General features: G+C 51.3%; 15 protein-coding genes. 8 read left to right on the top strand and 7 right to left on the bottom strand.

Annotated features, from left to right (window positions below; genetic code table 11):
- Window positions 1–21 precede the first annotated feature (21 nt).
- Window positions 22–1530 (top strand): sensor histidine kinase, encoded by a 1509-nt coding sequence (locus tag C4H11_RS06635; RefSeq protein WP_106040962.1) that lies wholly within the window; start codon window positions 22–24, stop codon window positions 1528–1530.
- 55 nt (window positions 1531–1585) lie between these two features.
- On the opposite strand, the gene C4H11_RS06640 is transcribed toward C4H11_RS06635, so the two are convergent.
- Complete coding sequence (locus C4H11_RS06640) at window positions 1586–2149, bottom strand: flavin reductase family protein (protein ID WP_106040963.1); 564 nt, start codon at window positions 2147–2149, stop codon at window positions 1586–1588.
- A 415-nt stretch (window positions 2150–2564) separates the two neighbouring features.
- Between C4H11_RS06640 and C4H11_RS06645 the strand changes: the two genes are divergently transcribed.
- Both C4H11_RS06645 and C4H11_RS06650 read left to right on the top strand, forming a co-directional pair.
- Window positions 2565–2927: a hypothetical protein gene (locus C4H11_RS06645; RefSeq protein WP_129588287.1), complete on the top strand. Its 363-nt coding sequence runs from the start codon at window positions 2565–2567 to the stop codon at window positions 2925–2927.
- Window positions 2914–3264: a thiol-activated cytolysin family protein gene (locus C4H11_RS06650; protein ID WP_164996514.1), complete on the top strand. Its 351-nt coding sequence runs from the start codon at window positions 2914–2916 to the stop codon at window positions 3262–3264. The genes C4H11_RS06645 and C4H11_RS06650 overlap by 14 nt, the downstream gene beginning before the upstream one ends.
- Before the next feature lie 159 nt (window positions 3265–3423).
- Here the strand turns inward: C4H11_RS06650 and C4H11_RS06655 are convergent, their stop codons facing one another.
- Both C4H11_RS06655 and C4H11_RS14080 read right to left on the bottom strand, forming a co-directional pair.
- The gene (locus tag C4H11_RS06655) at window positions 3424–4797 is read right to left on the bottom strand and encodes an aminopeptidase P family protein (RefSeq protein WP_106040966.1); all 1374 of its coding nucleotides are present in this window, start codon (window positions 4795–4797) and stop codon (window positions 3424–3426) included.
- A gap of 686 nt (window positions 4798–5483) precedes the next feature.
- Window positions 5484–5759, bottom strand: coding sequence for a hypothetical protein (locus C4H11_RS14080; protein WP_129588289.1), 276 nt, complete (start codon window positions 5757–5759; stop codon window positions 5484–5486).
- A gap of 129 nt (window positions 5760–5888) precedes the next feature.
- Between C4H11_RS14080 and rpoN the strand changes: the two genes are divergently transcribed.
- The 5 genes from rpoN (at window position 5889) to C4H11_RS06680 (ending at window position 11164) form a co-directional block, all read left to right on the top strand.
- Window positions 5889–7376, top strand: coding sequence for an RNA polymerase factor sigma-54 (gene rpoN, locus C4H11_RS06660; RefSeq protein WP_106040967.1), 1488 nt, complete (start codon window positions 5889–5891; stop codon window positions 7374–7376).
- Window positions 7377–7401: 25 nt separating this feature from the next.
- Entirely contained in the window at window positions 7402–8064 is a 663-nt protein-coding gene (locus tag C4H11_RS06665) for a phosphatase PAP2 family protein (protein ID WP_106040968.1), read from the top strand.
- A gap of 36 nt (window positions 8065–8100) precedes the next feature.
- Window positions 8101–8481 carry a glycine cleavage system protein GcvH gene (gene gcvH / locus C4H11_RS06670; protein ID WP_106043193.1) on the top strand — a complete coding sequence of 127 codons (381 nt, stop codon included), beginning with the start codon at window positions 8101–8103 and terminating at the stop codon, window positions 8479–8481.
- A gap of 227 nt (window positions 8482–8708) precedes the next feature.
- The gene (gene purE / locus C4H11_RS06675) at window positions 8709–9218 is read left to right on the top strand and encodes a 5-(carboxyamino)imidazole ribonucleotide mutase (RefSeq protein ID WP_106040969.1); all 510 of its coding nucleotides are present in this window, start codon (window positions 8709–8711) and stop codon (window positions 9216–9218) included.
- Between the two features lie 137 nt (window positions 9219–9355).
- On the top strand, window positions 9356–11164 hold the full coding sequence (locus tag C4H11_RS06680) for a 4-hydroxy-3-methylbut-2-en-1-yl diphosphate synthase (RefSeq protein ID WP_234819911.1): 1809 nt from the start codon (window positions 9356–9358) through the stop codon (window positions 11162–11164).
- A 100-nt stretch (window positions 11165–11264) separates the two neighbouring features.
- Here C4H11_RS06680 and C4H11_RS06685 read toward each other — a convergent pair whose 3' ends face one another.
- The 4 genes from C4H11_RS06685 to C4H11_RS06700 all read right to left on the bottom strand — a co-directional run bounded on the left by C4H11_RS06685 (window position 11265) and on the right by C4H11_RS06700 (window position 16612).
- Entirely contained in the window at window positions 11265–12662 is a 1398-nt protein-coding gene (locus C4H11_RS06685) for a DUF5009 domain-containing protein (RefSeq protein ID WP_106043195.1), read from the bottom strand.
- A gap of 85 nt (window positions 12663–12747) precedes the next feature.
- Window positions 12748–13791: a phosphodiester glycosidase family protein gene (locus C4H11_RS06690; protein WP_106040971.1), complete on the bottom strand. Its 1044-nt coding sequence runs from the start codon at window positions 13789–13791 to the stop codon at window positions 12748–12750.
- A gap of 27 nt (window positions 13792–13818) precedes the next feature.
- Window positions 13819–15267 carry a calcineurin-like phosphoesterase C-terminal domain-containing protein gene (locus C4H11_RS06695; RefSeq protein WP_106040972.1) on the bottom strand — a complete coding sequence of 483 codons (1449 nt, stop codon included), beginning with the start codon at window positions 15265–15267 and terminating at the stop codon, window positions 13819–13821.
- A 19-nt stretch (window positions 15268–15286) separates the two neighbouring features.
- On the bottom strand, window positions 15287–16612 hold the full coding sequence (locus C4H11_RS06700) for an alpha amylase family protein (RefSeq protein WP_106040973.1): 1326 nt from the start codon (window positions 16610–16612) through the stop codon (window positions 15287–15289).
- Window positions 16613–16619 lie beyond the last annotated feature (7 nt).

Here is a 16619-nt window from a genome sequence, read left to right on the forward strand (position 1 = left end):
GCAAATAAAACGGAATGACGTATGAAAAGAACTATCAGCATACTTCTTTTTTGGGGCGCTTTATGTCTATGCCCCCGGGCCTATGCGCAAAGTCGCACGGACGAGCAGATGAAACAGGCGCAAGAAAACCTTACGAAAAAGGAATACATCAAGGCGCGCTACCTTTTCTTGCAAGCCTATAATTCTTTCGCCTCTCAAGACAAGTATGACAAGGCCGTGGAGTGCGGTGTCAACGCCTCTTCTCTCTATCATCGGGAGAACTATTATAAAGAAGCTTTCGAATTGTTGCGCAGTGCCGAGCAGATGGTGGCTGCCGGCGAACAGAAAAGCGGCAAGGCATTGCCCGGTTTGCATTTTCGCATCAACAAAGAACGTTTGCAGATGTATATCAACCTGAAGAACCCCGCACGCGCCAAGGAACTGCTCAACCGGCTGGAAGAGACAGCCAGGGCTGCTCGCAACGACTCTTTGAGCAACGACTTCCTTTATACGCAGGCCAACTATTATTACACCTTTGGCATGAATGCGCAGGGCGACGCCGCCATCAACCGGCTGATAGGACAGTACAAAGAGCTGAAGAATTATGCCAAAGTAAACGAATGCTACCAAACTCTTATCAACATAGCCCGCAAAGCCAACAATGCCGGACTTGTGGCACGCACCTACGACAAATACATCTTGTGGACCGACTCCGTAAAAGCCCTTACCGCACAAGACGAGTTGAATCTCCTGAAGAAGAAGTATGATGAAAGTCTCGCCACCATCGGCGAGAAAGACGACTCCCTAAGCACCAAGCAATATATCATCATCGGCCTTTGCGTGTTGGCTGCCATTCTGGGCGCCGCATTGATATTCGGAGGCATCGTTTTGCTTCGCTTCATCGTGCTTACCCGCAAACAAAAGAAGGCCATCGACATAGCCAACGAACATAACGATTTGAAGACCCGGTTCATCCGGAACATCTCTGTCCGGATGGAGCCTACCCTGAACACACTCGACGCTTCACAGCCTGGCGTACAAGCCCTCCGCTCTTTTTCCGCGCATATTCAGGAACTCTCCGAGCTGGAAAACTCCCTGTCGCAACCTTATGAGATGGAAGAGAAAAACATTTCCATTTTCTGTGAGCAGCTCATGGACAAGATAAGAGAGAAAGTGCGCGAAGACGTCACACTCGCCGTCAATGCCCCCAAGCTGAATGTGAAAATCAATCCGGAATCATTGGAACGAGTGCTGCTGCACTTGCTTGCGAATGCAGCCGAATATACTCCCGCCGGAGGCAAGATATGGCTCGACTTCAAGAAACGCGGCGCACATACCCATCAGTTCATCGTCAGCGACACCGGTTGCGGCATTCCCGAAGAACGGTGCGAAAACATTTTCAAGCCCTTTACCGAAGTCAAAGACCTGACGCAGGGCGACGGCCTCGGGCTGCCCATCTGCTCGCTGATATCCGTCAAGATGAACGGCAGCCTGACGCTGGACGGCGGATACACCAAAGGAGCACGGTTTGTGCTGGAGTTGCATACATAAGGCAAGCTTTTCTACAGATAGCAATGGGCATCGCTGGCGGGCAACGGGCAGTGCCCTATTTCAATCGCCTACCGTCGGCAAAAGCTTTCCCTACCGCGTCTCCCATCCGTATATATCGGTTATGAATGGGGTCGAAGCTAATCAGGTTCATTCGTGTCATGTCGGGCTTACCGTCTTCGGCAAGATAAGCTTCATCGCAGAAGATGTTGACCACTTCGGCAACGAGGTAAAAACCCGTAGCTGAAGTGTTCAGTTTCTCTTTCACCCGGCATTCCATGGTCATCGGGAACTCCTTGAACACAGGCGCATTCACATGTTCGGCAGAGACAACCGTCCAACCTGTCTTCTTTATTTTATCCGTATCATTCTTCATGCTTACAATACCCACGAAGTCGGAGGCCACCAATGTATCCACGGTGGCAAATGCCACGGTAAACTCCCCTTTTTCATTCAAATTCCTTGTGGTATAATGCGTCCCCATCGAAATCATGATGGTGTCATCATCCCATGTCCCCGCCCATGCCGCATTCATGGCATTGGGCTTTCCCTCTCGGTCGTAAGTGCCGATAATCAATACAGGCTGTGGCAACAGCCAAGGTTTCTTTCCAAAGCTTTTCATATCCTATCCATTTATAATACTATTGTTTTCATGGCCTTCGACGGATCTGCTCTCTATTTTAGTTACAAAGATAGCATTACACTTCCAATATTCATCTGCCCGGAACAAGAAAAGAACATTCTCCTAACTAGAATATTCATTTTAAGTACCTGTCCCTCTCTTGTCCTGCCCGTATCAACTCCATACCCGATCCGTACCAAGTCCGTATCTTTATGAAGAGGAAAAGAACGAAGGATATACGGAGGTGATACGGAGTTGATACGGAGATGATACGGAGATGATACGGAGCTCATACGGAGGTAATACGGAGCTCATGCGGAGGAGATGCGGAGTGGCTGATACAACCTAAATGGGAGTGAGATGGAAAAATACCGAGAATTCATTATATTTGCGATGTATTCAATAACCAGACAGCATGATAAAACAAGTTGTAAGTTCCATGTTTATACTTATTACTCTGCTACCGATTGCCTGTACCGCTCCGACGGAGCATGATGCAATGTTGGCACAGGCAGATTCGTTGCTGAATTCATATCCCGACAGTGCCCTGCGCATACTGCAAGGCATACCCGCCGGCAACCTGAAGACAGAGGCAGATATTGCCTACCATGCCCTGTTGCTTACACAAGCACGAGACAAAAACTACATCACGCAGACGGATGATTCGCTGATACGGATAGCCGTGCAATATTACGATGCACATAAGCATGACGAGATGCAAGCACGAGCTTATTATTGTTGGGGAAGCATTTATAGAGACAAGCATGATGACGGATAAGCTGATTTATTTAAACTCGGTTACATTCGGCAGGAAGGCTGTTGCCTTAATCGAATCGGAACAACCTTTGAGCAAATTGAAGGCCGCGATAGACAACGTGATGCAAAACTATAACAACCCGGAGAAAATAGCCGATACATCTCACGCTATATTGTCAAACTCCAATATCCGGGTAATGATTGTAGGCGGAAATGCCCAAATGAATGTACAGAGCGACAATGCCTTGACAGAGCTACTTCTATATTTCAACCGGAAGATTACCGGCAGTGATTTTATATCCCCTATCATCTTTACAGCTGCATGGGCAAAAGACAATTCGGTATTTGAGAATAAATAATTTTCCGTACATCACGAACCATGAGCAACTAAAAGATTTTAAGTTTGCAGCAACTCTGCCCCGATACAAAAAAGGCTCTCCGAAAAGTAGTATGCCTCTTATTATGTTGAAAGCATACTATTCATTTCGGACAGCCTCAAGGGGAATATATATGTACCTTTACCTCAGCGCCTCCACCTCTTCCGGCGTCAACGGAATCTTCTTGCCCAGGCGGCGTGCGCCTGTCTCCGTAATCAGATAGTCCTCCTCGTTGCGGATGCCGCCGAAATGGCGGTATTCTTCTACCTTATCATAGTTGATGAAATCGGCGAACTTCTTTTGCCCCTTCCAGAGGTCTATCAGTTCGGGGATGAAGTAAACGCCCGGTTCGACGGTGAACACGAAGCCGGGTTGCAGGGGGATGGCGAGCCGTTGACTCTTACGGCCGAACTGCGTGCTCTTGGGACGGCCGTCGTAACCTACCCACACCTCGCCGAGGTTCTCCATGTCGTGTACGTCCAACCCCATCATGTGGCCCAGACCGTGAGGGTAGAACAAGGCATGGGCGCCTTCGCGTACGGCGTCTTCGGCATCGCCTTTCATCAGGCCCAGTGCCTTCATGCCTTCTACCAGGACTTTGGCGGACAGTTCATATACCTCCATGTAGGGGATGCCCGGACGAAGCGCATCGACAGAGGCAAGGTGCATGGCGTTCTGTATCTCATAGACGGCACGCTGGCGGGGAGTAAAAGTCTTGTCGGCGGGAACGGTGGACGACATGTCGCCGCAATAGCCCGACGGCAACTCGGCGCCGGCATCAATCAGAAACAGGTCGCCCGGCTTCACCCGGTTGCCGTGATAGTGATTGTGCAGGGTCTGCCCGTTGACGGTGGCAATCGTTGCGAAAGAGAGCTCGCAATTGTTCAGTCCGGCCACACGGTTCATCTCCGCCACCACCTCATACTCGTACATACCCGGGCGTACGGTTTTTATGGCCGCAATGTGCATGTCGGCGGTCACATCGCAGGCTTTCTCTATCTCGGCTATCTCGTCAGCCGACTTATGGTTGCGTTGCGCCACCACCGCACGGATGAACGGGACGGAGCCTTCCTGACGGGAAGGAGGAATGCCCAGCCAGTCCATCAGCTTCAGTTTGTGTTCGGCACGATAGGGAGGAAGATAGTTGACGGCTTGCCCTTTCTGAACGGCCTTGTGCAGATAGGTCACAATATCGGCCGAGGGGCGCGTTTCCCCGATGCCCACTGCCGCAGCCTTTTCGCGGAGTGTGGGCTGGGTTCCCATCCAGACAATGTGGTCGATGCTCAGTTCGTCGCCGAAGATGATTTCTTTATCCTCGTCAATGTCTATGACAGCCGACAGTCCGGCAAACGACAAACCGAAAAAGTAGAGGAAGGTGGAGTCCTGACGGTAACGGAAGGCATTGTCTTCGTAGTTCAACCCTTGTTCGTCATTACCCAAGAACAGTAACACTCCGGAGCCGATTGTTTTCTTCAGCAGGGCCCGGCGCTGCACATACGTTTCTTTAGCAAACATAACGCTGTATTTTTTAGTTGTTATATCGCAAATATAAAAAAAGAAAACGCTTAGAGCATGCGTTTTTAGTATTTCTTAGCACCTCGCACGTTCGGTTTCCGGCACTTCCCCTCTTCGGCTGCGGTTCGGCAACCATTGCGGCCGCCCCTGCGTTGCCCGGCAGAGACATGGGTGCTTGTCCGATGGAAGCGTGAGTATGTGCTTGATGGGGGAGTGAATGTGTGCCCGACGGAAGCGTGAGTATGTGCTCAATGGGGAGAGTGAGTGCTTGCTGAACGGAGATACGGAAGAAAAGTTGTTGAGACGGGCGAGAAAACCTATTGAGTACAGCTCGGAAACTTGTATAAGAGCAGTAAGAAATCTCTGTTCGCAACTTGCGGATATATATTCGGCGTGCGCAAACATATATCCGCAGTGCGCGGATATGCGTCCGCGCACTGCGAACAGAGATTACTTACTATAGACGCATATGTTTTCGAACGTGTGAAGAGATATTTTTCTCGCCCGTCTCAACAACTTTTCTTCCGTATCTCCGCCGGACAAACATTCACTCTCCCGTTGAATAAACACTCACGCTTCCATTAAGCAAACACTCACTCCCCCATTGAGCAAACATTCACTACCCCCATTGAGCACACATTCACTTCCCCGTTGAGCAAACACTCACGCTTCCATCGGGCACATATTCACTCTCCCGTTGAATAAACATTCACTCCCCCATCAAGCACACACTCACGCTTCCATCGGACAAGCACCCATGTATCGACAAGAGAAATACGTCCAATGCCACCCTCAACGACTTGTATCAGCTTCCACCGGACAAACACCCATGTATCGACAAGAGAAAGGCGGCGGAGGCATGCACACACCACACATCGGCGGAACCCGTCCGAAAAGCGGAAGGATGGGCGGCTGCGGACAATGAACCGCAATCGCGCGGCATATCGGGATAAAAACGGCATGAGATAAAAACAACATGAGATAAAAGCGGCATGGGATAAAAAACTGCCCCGTTCATTTCTTTCTCAAGCGGTTTGTATTATCTTTGCGGTGGAATTCATCAAGTTTGTAACTCATAACTCCGACAAAGCATGGCACAAGGTTCCCGACAGATACAGACGCAGACGCAACAGCAGGTACAGACGCTGTCGCCGCAACAGATTCTGGTGGTGAAGTTGCTGGAACTTCCCACCATGGAACTGGAAGACCGCGTGCGTGCCGAACTTTTGGAGAATCCGGCACTGGAAGAGGGCAAAGACGAAGCCGCGACCGACGAGTATGCCGACGCACCCGAAGCCGGCACGGACGACGGAGGCGACACCGACTACGACTCGCTGAGCGACTACCTGACCGAAGACGACATCCCCGACTATAAATTGCAGGAGAACAACCGGAGCAAAGGCGAGCAGCCCGAAGAGATTCCTTTTTCGGACACCACCTCGTTCTACGAAACCCTGAAGGAGCAACTGAGCGAACGCAACCTCAGCGAACGGCAACGCGAACTGGCCGAGTATCTCATCGGCTCGCTGGACGACGACGGCCTGCTGCGCAAATCGTTGGACAGCATCAGCGACGAGCTGGCCATTTATGCGGGCATCGACGCCTCTGTACAGGAACTGGAGGAGGCGCTGAAGACGGTTCAGGATTTCGACCCCGCCGGACTGGGGGCCCGCAACCTGCAGGAATGTCTCCTCATCCAGATTCGCCGCAAGATGGAACAACAGTCGCCTACTACCCCCGACTCCTTGCTGCGCATCGAAGAGGACATCATCGGCCAATGCTACGAGGAGTTCACCCGCAAACATTGGGAGAAGATACGGCAGAAGCTGAATCTGCCGGAAGACGTCTGCGACCGGGCCATCAAGGAGGTCTGCAAGCTGAACCCCCGCCCGGGTGCCTCTTTGGGCGAAACCATCGGCAAGAACATGCAACAGATTGTGCCGGACTTCATCGTGGATACGTATGACGGCGGCACCATCAACCTGACGCTGAACAACCGCAACGTGCCGGAACTGCGCATGAGCCGCGACTTCACCGAAATGGTGGAGGAGCATACCAAGAACAAGGCGAACCAATCGAAAGCGTCGAAGGACGCCATGATGTTCCTGAAACAAAAGATGGACGCGGCGCAAGGCTTCATCAACGCCGTGAAGCAACGGCAGAATACGCTGATGACCACCATGCAGGCCATCATCGACCTGCAACGCCCGTTCTTCCTCGAGGGCGACGAGTCGCTGCTACGCCCCATGATACTGAAAGATGTGGCCGAGCGCGCCGGGCTGGACATCTCGACCGTCTCGCGCGTAAGCAACAGCAAATACGTGCAGACCAACTTCGGAGTGTATCCGCTGAAGTTCTTCTTCAACGACGGCTATACCACCGGAGACGGCGAAGAAATGTCCGTGCGCGAAATACGCAAGATACTGAAAGAATGCGTGGAAAACGAGAACAAGAAGAAGCCCTACACGGACGACGAACTCACCGAAATATTAAAAGAGAAAGGCTATCCGATAGCCCGCCGGACGGTGGCGAAGTACCGCCAGCAGATGAATATTCCGGTGGCAAGACTGAGACGATAATTAGTAAACTTGTAACTTGCAATAAATGGAAGAACATATCATAGCAGACAGAACGCTGATTAGAACCGCGAAAGTGGTCTCGGCCCTATTCACGCCGTTTTCCATTCCTTTCGTCGCCTTTCTGATACTGTTCATCTTTTCGTACTTGCGCATCATGCCGCTGCAGTACAAGCTGATTGTATTGGGCGTGATCTATTGCTTCACCATCCTGATGCCCACGCTGACCATTTTCATCTTCCGCAAAATCAACGGCTTCAGTCCGCAAGACTTGGCGGACAGGAAGAAGAGGTATATTCCCTTTATCCTGACCATCGCTTCCTACATCTTCTGCCTGCTGATGATGCAACGGCTGAATATTCCCTGGTACATGACGGGCATCATCCTCGCCGCATTGATAACGATGCTTATCTGCGTCATCGTCAACCTGAAATGGAAGCTCAGCGAACACATGGCCGGCGCGGGGGCTGTTGTGGGCGGACTGGTGGCTTTCAGCGCCTTGTTCGGCTACAATCCCGTAGGGTGGTTGTGCCTCTTCATCTTGGTGGCGGGCGTACTGGGCACGGCACGCATCATCCTGCAACACCACACGCCGGGCGAAGTCATGGGTGGGTTTGCCGTAGGGCTGGTCTGCTCCTTGCTGGTGCTCCACCCCCTAAGCAATGCGTTATTCAGAATTTTCCTTTTTTAAATCAATTATAGTATCAACCTTTTAAAACTAATGATTATGAACTTTCCTACTGATGTAAAGTACACCAAAGAGCATGAATGGATTCGCCAAGAAGGCGACGTGGCTTATGTAGGCATTACCGACTACGCACAGGAACAATTGGGCGACATCGTGTTTGTAGATATCCCGACCGAAGGCGAAACATTGGCCGCCGACGAAGTTTTCGGCACCATCGAAGTGGTAAAAACCATTTCCGACCTTTTCTTGCCCGTGGGCGGAGAAGTGCTGGAACAGAACGCGGCCCTCGCCGACCGGCCCGAACTGGTGAACACTGATCCGTACGGAGAAGGCTGGCTCATCAAAATCAAACCGGATGCCGATGCCGACTTCGACAGCCTGCTGGATGCGGAAGCGTACAAAGCGTTGATTAACGGATAGTCGTTAGCGATAGCGACTAACGGTTAGTTGTTAGCGGTTAGTTGTTAGCGGTTAGCTATTAGTTGTTAACGGTTAATGATTAGCGGTTAACGGTTAGTAAGGCCGCACGTTTTTCAACGATTAACAAGAATAATAAACTTAAGCAGTGGGCGGCGGGTGTACGGCAATCTCCCGCCCTTGTCCGCCCACCGCTTATCACTCATCACTCATCACCAAGCACTAATCACATGTCTCCAACAGTCAGTATTATCATGGGCAGCACTTCCGACCTGCCCGTCATGGAAAAGGCCGCACAGCTGCTCAACGAGTTGCATGTTCCGTTCGAAATGAACGCCTTGTCTGCCCACCGCACACCGGAAGCGGTAGAAGAGTTTGCCAAGAATGCCCGCCAACGCGGCATCAAAGTGATAATTGCCGCCGCCGGCATGGCTGCCGCCCTGCCCGGTGTCATCGCCGCCAACACCACCTTGCCGGTCATCGGTGTTCCCATAAAAGGCTCGGTGCTCGACGGCGTAGACGCGCTTTATTCCATCATACAGATGCCTCCGGGCATCCCGGTAGCCACTGTAGCCATCAATGGTGCCATGAACGCCGCCATCCTCGCCGTGCAAATGCTGGCATTGAGCGATGCCTCACTGGCGGAAACCTTTGCCTCTTACAAGGAAGGCTTAAAGAAGAAAATCGTCAAGGCAAACGAGGATTTGAAAGAAGTGAAGTACGAATACAAAACAAACTGAAATCAGCGGTTGGCGGTTAGCGATTAGTGCTTAACGCTCACTGACCACTAATCGCTAAACACTAAACACTAATCAACGTGAATCTATTCAACTATTCCCGACGGGAAACATCCGAAGTGAATATCGGAGCCACACCGATGGGCGGTTCCAACCCCATCCGCATACAAAGCATGACGAATACGGCCACGCAAGATACGGAAGCCAGCGTGGAACAGGTGAAACGCATCGTCGATGCCGGCGGTGAGTATGTGCGCCTCACGGCACAAGGCGTCAGAGAGGCCGAAAACCTGATGAACATCAATGCAGCCCTGCGTCAGGAGGGTTATATGACTCCTCTGGTGGCCGATATTCACTTCAATCCGAAGGTGGCCGATGTGGCGGCGCTGTATGTGGAGAAAGTGCGCATCAACCCCGGAAACTATGTGGACGCGGCACGCACTTTCAAGCATTTGGAGTATACCGACGAGGAATATGCGCAAGAGCTGAAAAAGATACACGACCGCTTCGTGCCTTTCCTCAATATCTGCAAGGAAAACCACACAGCCATCCGCATAGGTGTGAACCACGGCTCGCTGTCCGACCGCATCATGTCGCGCTACGGTGATACGCCGAAAGGCATGGTAGAATCGTGCATGGAGTTCTTGCGCATCTGTGTGGAAGAGCGCTTCGGAGATGTAGTCATCTCCATCAAAGCCTCCAACACGGTGGTGATGGTAAAGACCGTGCGCCTGCTGGCCAACGTGATGGAGCGGGAGAACATGCACTTCCCGTTGCATCTTGGCGTGACGGAAGCCGGAGACGGAGAAGATGGACGCATCAAGTCGGCCTTGGGCATCGGTGCCTTGCTGGCAGACGGCTTGGGAGACACCATACGGGTTTCCTTGAGCGAAGCCCCCGAAGCGGAAATCCCCGTAGCACGCAAATTGGCGGACTACATCGTGCAACGTCAAGGCCATCCCTACATTCCCGGAACAGAGGCTTCCGAATTCAACTATTTATCCCCTGCCCGCCGCAAGACGTCAGCCGTGCGCAACATAGGCGGAACAAACCTCCCCGTAGTCATTACCGCACGCTTGGACGGCAACATGGATTTCAATCCTCAGTTCCTGCCCGACTATGTCTATACGGGACGTGCCCTGCCTGTCCAATGCCCGGCAGGCATACAATGCATCATTGACGCCGATGTCTGGATGGAACGGCAACACAACGGCATGGAACAGAGTAACGCTTGGCCGGCTTTCAAAGGCGACCAGCTTCCGTTCCTCGGCAGCTGCAACGCGTCTTTGAAATTTCTCTTCATCACCTACATAGGGCTGAATGACGAAGCCATTGCCTGCCTGAAGCACCATCCGGAAGTCGTGCTCGTGGCACAAAGCAACCATCCCAACCGCTTAGGCGAACACCGTGCTTTGCTACACCAGATGATGCAGGAAGGCTTAAGAAATCCGGTAGTATTCTTTGAACACTATGCTGAAAATGAAGTGGAGAATCTCCAAATAAAGTCGGCCGCGGACATGGGAGCACTCATCTTCGACGGCTTGTGCGACGGTATCTTCCTATTCAACCAGGCAAGCAATGATGAAATAAACGACAAAGCAGTAGATGCCATCGCTTTCGGCATCCTGCAGGCCGGACGCGTGCGCACCAGCAAGACGGAATACATTTCTTGCCCCGGTTGCGGACGCACACTCTATGATTTGGAAAGTACCATTGCCCGCATTAAAGCCGCCACCGCCCATCTGAAGGGACTCAAAATAGGCATTATGGGATGTATCGTCAACGGCCCCGGCGAAATGGCAGATGCCGACTACGGCTATGTAGGCGCCGGACGGGGTAAAATCAGTCTCTATAAAAAGAAAGAATGTATTGAAAAGAACATCCCCGAAGAAGAGGCCGTAGAGAAACTGATAGAGTTGATAAAGAGAAACGGAGATTATCATAACTGAACAGCCTAACGAATGTACACATGCAGGAAACGCCTTCGCATGAATGAGGCTCATGGTCTTCTTTCAATGTCCGTTTTCACACATGATGCCCATTAATCTGTCAAGTACGCCAGAACCACTTCTTCTTGGTGCAAAAGGCCGCTACGCATAGCGCCGGCGTTGTCACGATGACACCTCTGAGAAAGCCTGCCCAAGCATTCTGATTCAGCAGGTCGAGCCAAGCAGCCAGCCCCGTCAGATGCAGTAAAGGCATGATGAGCAGCTGCGGCGTCACATAGGCTATCATGGGATTCTGCCCCACCAATTCCAGCAAACGCACCAGGCGGTTCACCCGACGTACATCGCACAAGACGGAGAATGCTATCAGCCCCATGAATGCCAGACCGGAAGTCACAAAGTAATAGCTGTAGGTGGAGTCGTCTTTGCGGATACCACCTTCGTAGGCCTCGAAGCACAACCCCAACAACAACAGATAGGCACCTGCCACGTAGAGCTTCCGCCAGTAACAAAAATCGGGGGTATTTCTGCGCAGCAACAGATGCAGCGCCACCAATAACGCCACCGTGCCCCACAGGTTCAGCACCAACTGTCGGGTGTAAAGCCCATACAGATTCCATGCGATGACACTTACAGCCAAGAGCGCGACCGGCAGCACTATGCGCCATGCGGGGGCTCCGGTCTGTTCTTTGTGTCCGTCGAGCCACTCGCGCAGGTATTCGCCCGCCACACTGCCCGGAATGACAATAAAAAGATACTTCAGATAGAAGAAACGATACATCCACGGCAGTGGAGTGAAGTTCATCACCTCGGCTATCCACGAGCCTTCAGTGGCACTGCCGAGAAAGACAGCCATAACAAACGGCAGTACCGCCACGCGCGCCCACCGGTTGCGGTAGGTGAAAAGGTAAATCAAGGAGCCGAAGATGGCCATGTTGGCCAACACCAGAATGATGATGTTGCTGTAACCGAGGCTGAATACCCTACCACCGGCATAGGGTATCAACAGCATCATCCCAATGCCCGCAGCATAGGCCCCTAATTCCACAGCCACCCGTACCCATCGGGATATCGACTTGGGAAAGCGCATGAACATGGGAAACAATAAGAAAAAGGCGGTAATGGCCACTCCCCACGACAAGATGTCTTGAGGAGTGGACACTGACCATGGATACATGTGCTGAATAAAGATAGCAAAAAACGTCAGGCGGACACCTCGCAACAGACTGTCAAAGGCTATGCGCCCCTTGCTCTCGCCCTTCTCTAACTTTCTGCCTATAGAAAACGGAAAAGCCGCCCCCATGGCAAAGAGGAAAAACGGGAATACCAAGTCAACCCAAGTAATGCCATATATGGAGGGATCGAAAGCAAAACCGGACCGAGGCCCCACCTGCGCATGAGACATCCAAGCAGGCAAAACATTAGTAAGAATGGTACCGGAAAGTATCATGGTAAGGATGGCGTATCCTCGGAAGGCATCCAGCGAATCAGCTCTTTTCATGGTAAGCAAATCAAATGAATAGTATAAGTTACTTTCTTGTTTTTATTCTAACAGAACGATAAGAGGCTTTTTTCTTTTCACGCCCCTATTTCAGTCCCACGGCCGTCAGTACTTTACGCTGCTTGCCGTCACTTCCTTTTATTGTCTCTTTACCATTGACCAACATGCACGACGAACCGCCTCCGTCCAAGTTCAACGCTTCGACGCAGCCCAACGATTTCAGTACAGCAGCCACCTTGGCAGTGGACAATCCCGGCACACCCGCGGTCTTGTTGCGCCCCTCGCACACAAAGAGTACCATCTTCTTATCCGCCGTGATGCCAATAGCAGTGCGGGGCTGGTTACTTGCCGCCGATACATCCAGCATCTCTTCGACATACGTGTTCTTTATCTGTCCATCACGCAGCAACACACCCACTCCACCGATGCCGGTCACGGCATCAAGTTCGCGGGCGCCCGCAGGGAAGGTGGACGAGGGAACCTGCAACGGTGCAGCATTGATGTTATTGGCTGCCGGAGCCGGATAACAATAGTTCTTCCCGTCACTGGTGAAGTAGGTCCAAGTGGTGCGATAGGTACCATCTTTCATCAGGCAAAAAGCCCCCAGAGTGGGATACCACAGCGTCACCCAGTCTTTGGAATAATAGTTCTGGTTAGGAGCCAGCAACTTACCTTCGCGCACCACTAAGTTCTGCGAATAATAGAAAGTCTTACTGCCTTTCTTGGCACCATAGAACAGCCCCGCATTGATGACCACAGGACACTGCGAATCAGCATAGAACTCCGAAGGAGTTTTGAGGGCAGTACCCACGTAGCCTCCGGCTTCCTGCGAATAGGCTACATCACCCAGAACATTGAACTGTGCGGCAGCCATATCGGCCACCGCAATAAAGGCTATGGCACTAACACCTTCCAACTGTGAGGGCGACTTATATACCCGCAAATAGTCAGGCAGCTTACCCAGGTCGGTGACGGGTGTCCAGCCCAGTTTCACGATATCAGGATTCTTCTCAGCTTCATTTTCCTCTCCCCACTCCCATTCGTGTTCAGGATACTTTTCTCCGCCGCACGAACAGAATAAAGAAGCAAACAAGATAGAAGCTACTACAAATAAGGGTTTTCCTAACATAACCAAATCTCCTATGCTGCTTTTACGTCATTTCTTTGAAATTCTCTGTCTGTAAACCCGCCCGAATCGATCAGTCACCTGCACCTCTATATCGGCGTCAGCGCGCACAGGCGTGGCACGAAACAGATGGGTGGTAGATGCAGCTGCAATCCAGCTCTGTATGGTTTTGCGCTTCTCGGTGCACACTCTGTCGGCATAGGGGTCGATACCGGTGTATTGCACCATGGAGCCCATAAGCTTTCCGTCTTCCAGCCACTCCACCTTCCAAGCCTTGTCCCAGTTCCAGACATTGGCAATAATGTCTTGCGGGTATTGCTGTGAGGTTCCGGCAGGATAGGCTCTAAACTGATAGTCGCGAGGATGCCCGGCGCCTTTATAGTACCATGTCACGTTGTTACCATCTACCTCATATACACCATATCCGCGAGGAGTGCCATCCACACATACGTCACCGTTCCACCAGATACCGCATACCGCAGCCGTGTTGTGCTCCATATGCCGCTCGCTAAAGACGATGTTCGCATTGGAGTGCAGATGACCGGAAAGGAAGTGAGTTTCATATTTGTCCAGCATACGGTGCAGGGCCCCGGCATTGGTTGTTTCGCCACCCAACCGCGTATATCCGTATTCAAACGGACGCTCCTTCTCGGTGACACAGGTGGGAATATGGCAGATAACGAACAACAGTGTGCCTTGAGGCACGTACGCCAAATCTTCTTCCAGCCACCTCAGCGTCTGTTCGTCAAAGTAACCTATGTAGAAGTAGTCACGACCTACGTAAAAGTTGTTATTCATCACAATGTAGTGTGCGTTCCCCTTATTGAATGAGTAATGTGTAGGGCCGAAAAAGCCTTCGAAGGTGCGGTAAGAGGTCTCGTGCGTGCGACCGTGAGTATCCATATCATGGTTGCCAATGGTGCGGAAGACGGGAAACCCCAGCTTTTCCGCTTGAGCCATGTAGTCGGGAAACGATTTGAGGGGTGTATCCCAAAAGATGTCACCGCAGTTCAATCCAAACACGTCTTGCCGCGGATGCTCCTTGACCAGCCCGTTAATCTCCTCTACGATGGGAGCATATTGCTTCCAATGGTCCGGCAGGCCGGCTTGCACGTCAGCTTCCAGCACGAACAAGTGGCGGGTATCATCCTTCGGGTTCTTCGTCAGGCAAAAATCGTAATGGCGGGTCTTGCCCGGCTCTATCTCCTGATAGAAGCGGGGAATGGTACGGTCACATTCAGTCAGATAGCCGGCAGGAGTGGACAGATAGACAAAGCGGGCGCCTCTCTGTACAGGTAACCTGTAGGTACCTTTCTTGTCTGTAGTGACGCAACAAGTGCCATCGGTCACCACTACATCGGAGATTCCTTTGCCGTTGCAGGTGACGGTGCCCGTAAGAAAGCCGGTTCTATACTTATCGCCTGCCCACAGAGACAAACCGATACACAAGAACAAAGTCAATATAAAAAAGCGTTTCATATTCAATATTAGCGGGCAGTTATTTCAGTGCTCCACCGGCCCGCATTCCGGTTTCCACTTCTTTCCAAAGATTTTTCTCAACGATATGGACAATATCAAATACCATCAAACCATCTGAAGCCTTAAGGTTCATCTCAATAGAGGCCGAAAGTTTAGAAGGATTGTCGTAAAATTGATCTACCAGAATGCCTCCCATGAACTTATTGTCCTTCAAGATGTGACGCAAGTTCCGACAAGAGCCTTCCACACAATACCAGGTGCCCGATTGTGCTTCCGAGTCAGTCTCGTTCCACACACTGTGATTGGTCTTCTTGTACTCCTCAATGGTGATGTCTGTATAATAGTTACCTGTGGTATAGAGGTCAAGCAGCTCAGCATAGCCGTAGTTCTTATAGGTTGGAGTGGCCCAGTCATAATCTTTACTGGGGTCGTACCGGCAACTGGCAAAGTTTACGCCCACTTCGTAGTACGAAGGATACCAAGCACCGGTGTATGTGCCGAAAGAGATTTCGGGATTGACAGCCTTCACTTCTTTCCGGGCAAGGGCCATGAAGTCGTAAATGTTCTTGGTGCGCCACTCAATCCATTGCTTAAAGAGCTTGCCGCGAGCAATACTGTACTTCTTGTCATCATTCAATTTCCACTCAAAGATATCTTCGGGGAAACGTTCCACCTTCTCACCTAAATAAGTCTCGAACTTCCGGCGAGAGAGGTCGGAGAAATCGGCCGTAATGCCGTCATAGCGCACGCGATCGAGCATCAGTCCATCCAGTTCGGGATAGCGCTTCACCAAGTCTTTCAGCACTTGGAGGATGTGAGTTCGGAAATCATCGTTCACGGGATTCACCATGGCCGAATATTTCCGCTTCTCGCCGGTGATGGGCTTCAACCCCTCGGGAGTATAAATCACGGAAGCCCACTCAGGATGATCGGTATAAACCAGTCCGCGGTCAAAGAAGTTATGTCCGGCCACGAAGACATTGAGTGAAGCATGTACCTCCAGGCCTAATTCATGACCTTTCTTAATAAAGTACCCTAAATAGTCGAAGTCCTTGCGCTCATAGCCTTTCCACTCGCGCATCTTGGGCGCAAACTCGGTATCGAACAACACCTCGCCGGTAATGGGACGCACATCGACAATGGCATGAGTAAACCCCAATGACTTGATTTTAGTCAGATAATAGTCTATAGAATCAGGATTGCTAAGCCGCGCGAAGTTAGCTTCGGCATCAAACCACATCAGGGCAGGCTTTACACTCTCACCCGCACCAACAGAATTACCCTTGCAACTTCCTAACAAAAGGACGCACAGGCTCACTAAAAATAATACACTTGTTCGTTTCATGATTTAT

Source organism: Bacteroides zoogleoformans (assembly GCF_002998435.1).
Lineage (GTDB): Bacteria > Bacteroidota > Bacteroidia > Bacteroidales > Bacteroidaceae > Bacteroides > Bacteroides zoogleoformans.

Coding starts and splice junctions, on each gene's coding strand:
- purE (WP_106040969.1), top strand. CDS start 8,709: ATGTCTCCAACAGTCAGTATTATCATGGGCAGCACTTCCGACCTGCCC.
- C4H11_RS06665 (WP_106040968.1), top strand. CDS start 7,402: ATGGAAGAACATATCATAGCAGACAGAACGCTGATTAGAACCGCGAAA.
- gcvH (WP_106043193.1), top strand. CDS start 8,101: ATGAACTTTCCTACTGATGTAAAGTACACCAAAGAGCATGAATGGATT.
- C4H11_RS06695 (WP_106040972.1), bottom strand. CDS start 15,267: ATGAAACGCTTTTTTATATTGACTTTGTTCTTGTGTATCGGTTTGTCT.
- C4H11_RS06645 (WP_129588287.1), top strand. CDS start 2,565: ATGATAAAACAAGTTGTAAGTTCCATGTTTATACTTATTACTCTGCTA.
- C4H11_RS06640 (WP_106040963.1), bottom strand. CDS start 2,149: ATGAAAAGCTTTGGAAAGAAACCTTGGCTGTTGCCACAGCCTGTATTG.
- C4H11_RS06650 (WP_164996514.1), top strand. CDS start 2,914: ATGATGACGGATAAGCTGATTTATTTAAACTCGGTTACATTCGGCAGG.
- rpoN (WP_106040967.1), top strand. CDS start 5,889: ATGGCACAAGGTTCCCGACAGATACAGACGCAGACGCAACAGCAGGTA.
- C4H11_RS06655 (WP_106040966.1), bottom strand. CDS start 4,797: ATGTTTGCTAAAGAAACGTATGTGCAGCGCCGGGCCCTGCTGAAGAAA.
- C4H11_RS06635 (WP_106040962.1), top strand. CDS start 22: ATGAAAAGAACTATCAGCATACTTCTTTTTTGGGGCGCTTTATGTCTA.
- C4H11_RS06690 (WP_106040971.1), bottom strand. CDS start 13,791: ATGTTAGGAAAACCCTTATTTGTAGTAGCTTCTATCTTGTTTGCTTCT.
- C4H11_RS06700 (WP_106040973.1), bottom strand. CDS start 16,612: ATGAAACGAACAAGTGTATTATTTTTAGTGAGCCTGTGCGTCCTTTTG.
- C4H11_RS06685 (WP_106043195.1), bottom strand. CDS start 12,662: ATGAAAAGAGCTGATTCGCTGGATGCCTTCCGAGGATACGCCATCCTT.
- C4H11_RS14080 (WP_129588289.1), bottom strand. CDS start 5,759: ATGCCGTTTTTATCCCGATATGCCGCGCGATTGCGGTTCATTGTCCGC.
- C4H11_RS06680 (WP_234819911.1), top strand. CDS start 9,356: ATGGGCGGTTCCAACCCCATCCGCATACAAAGCATGACGAATACGGCC.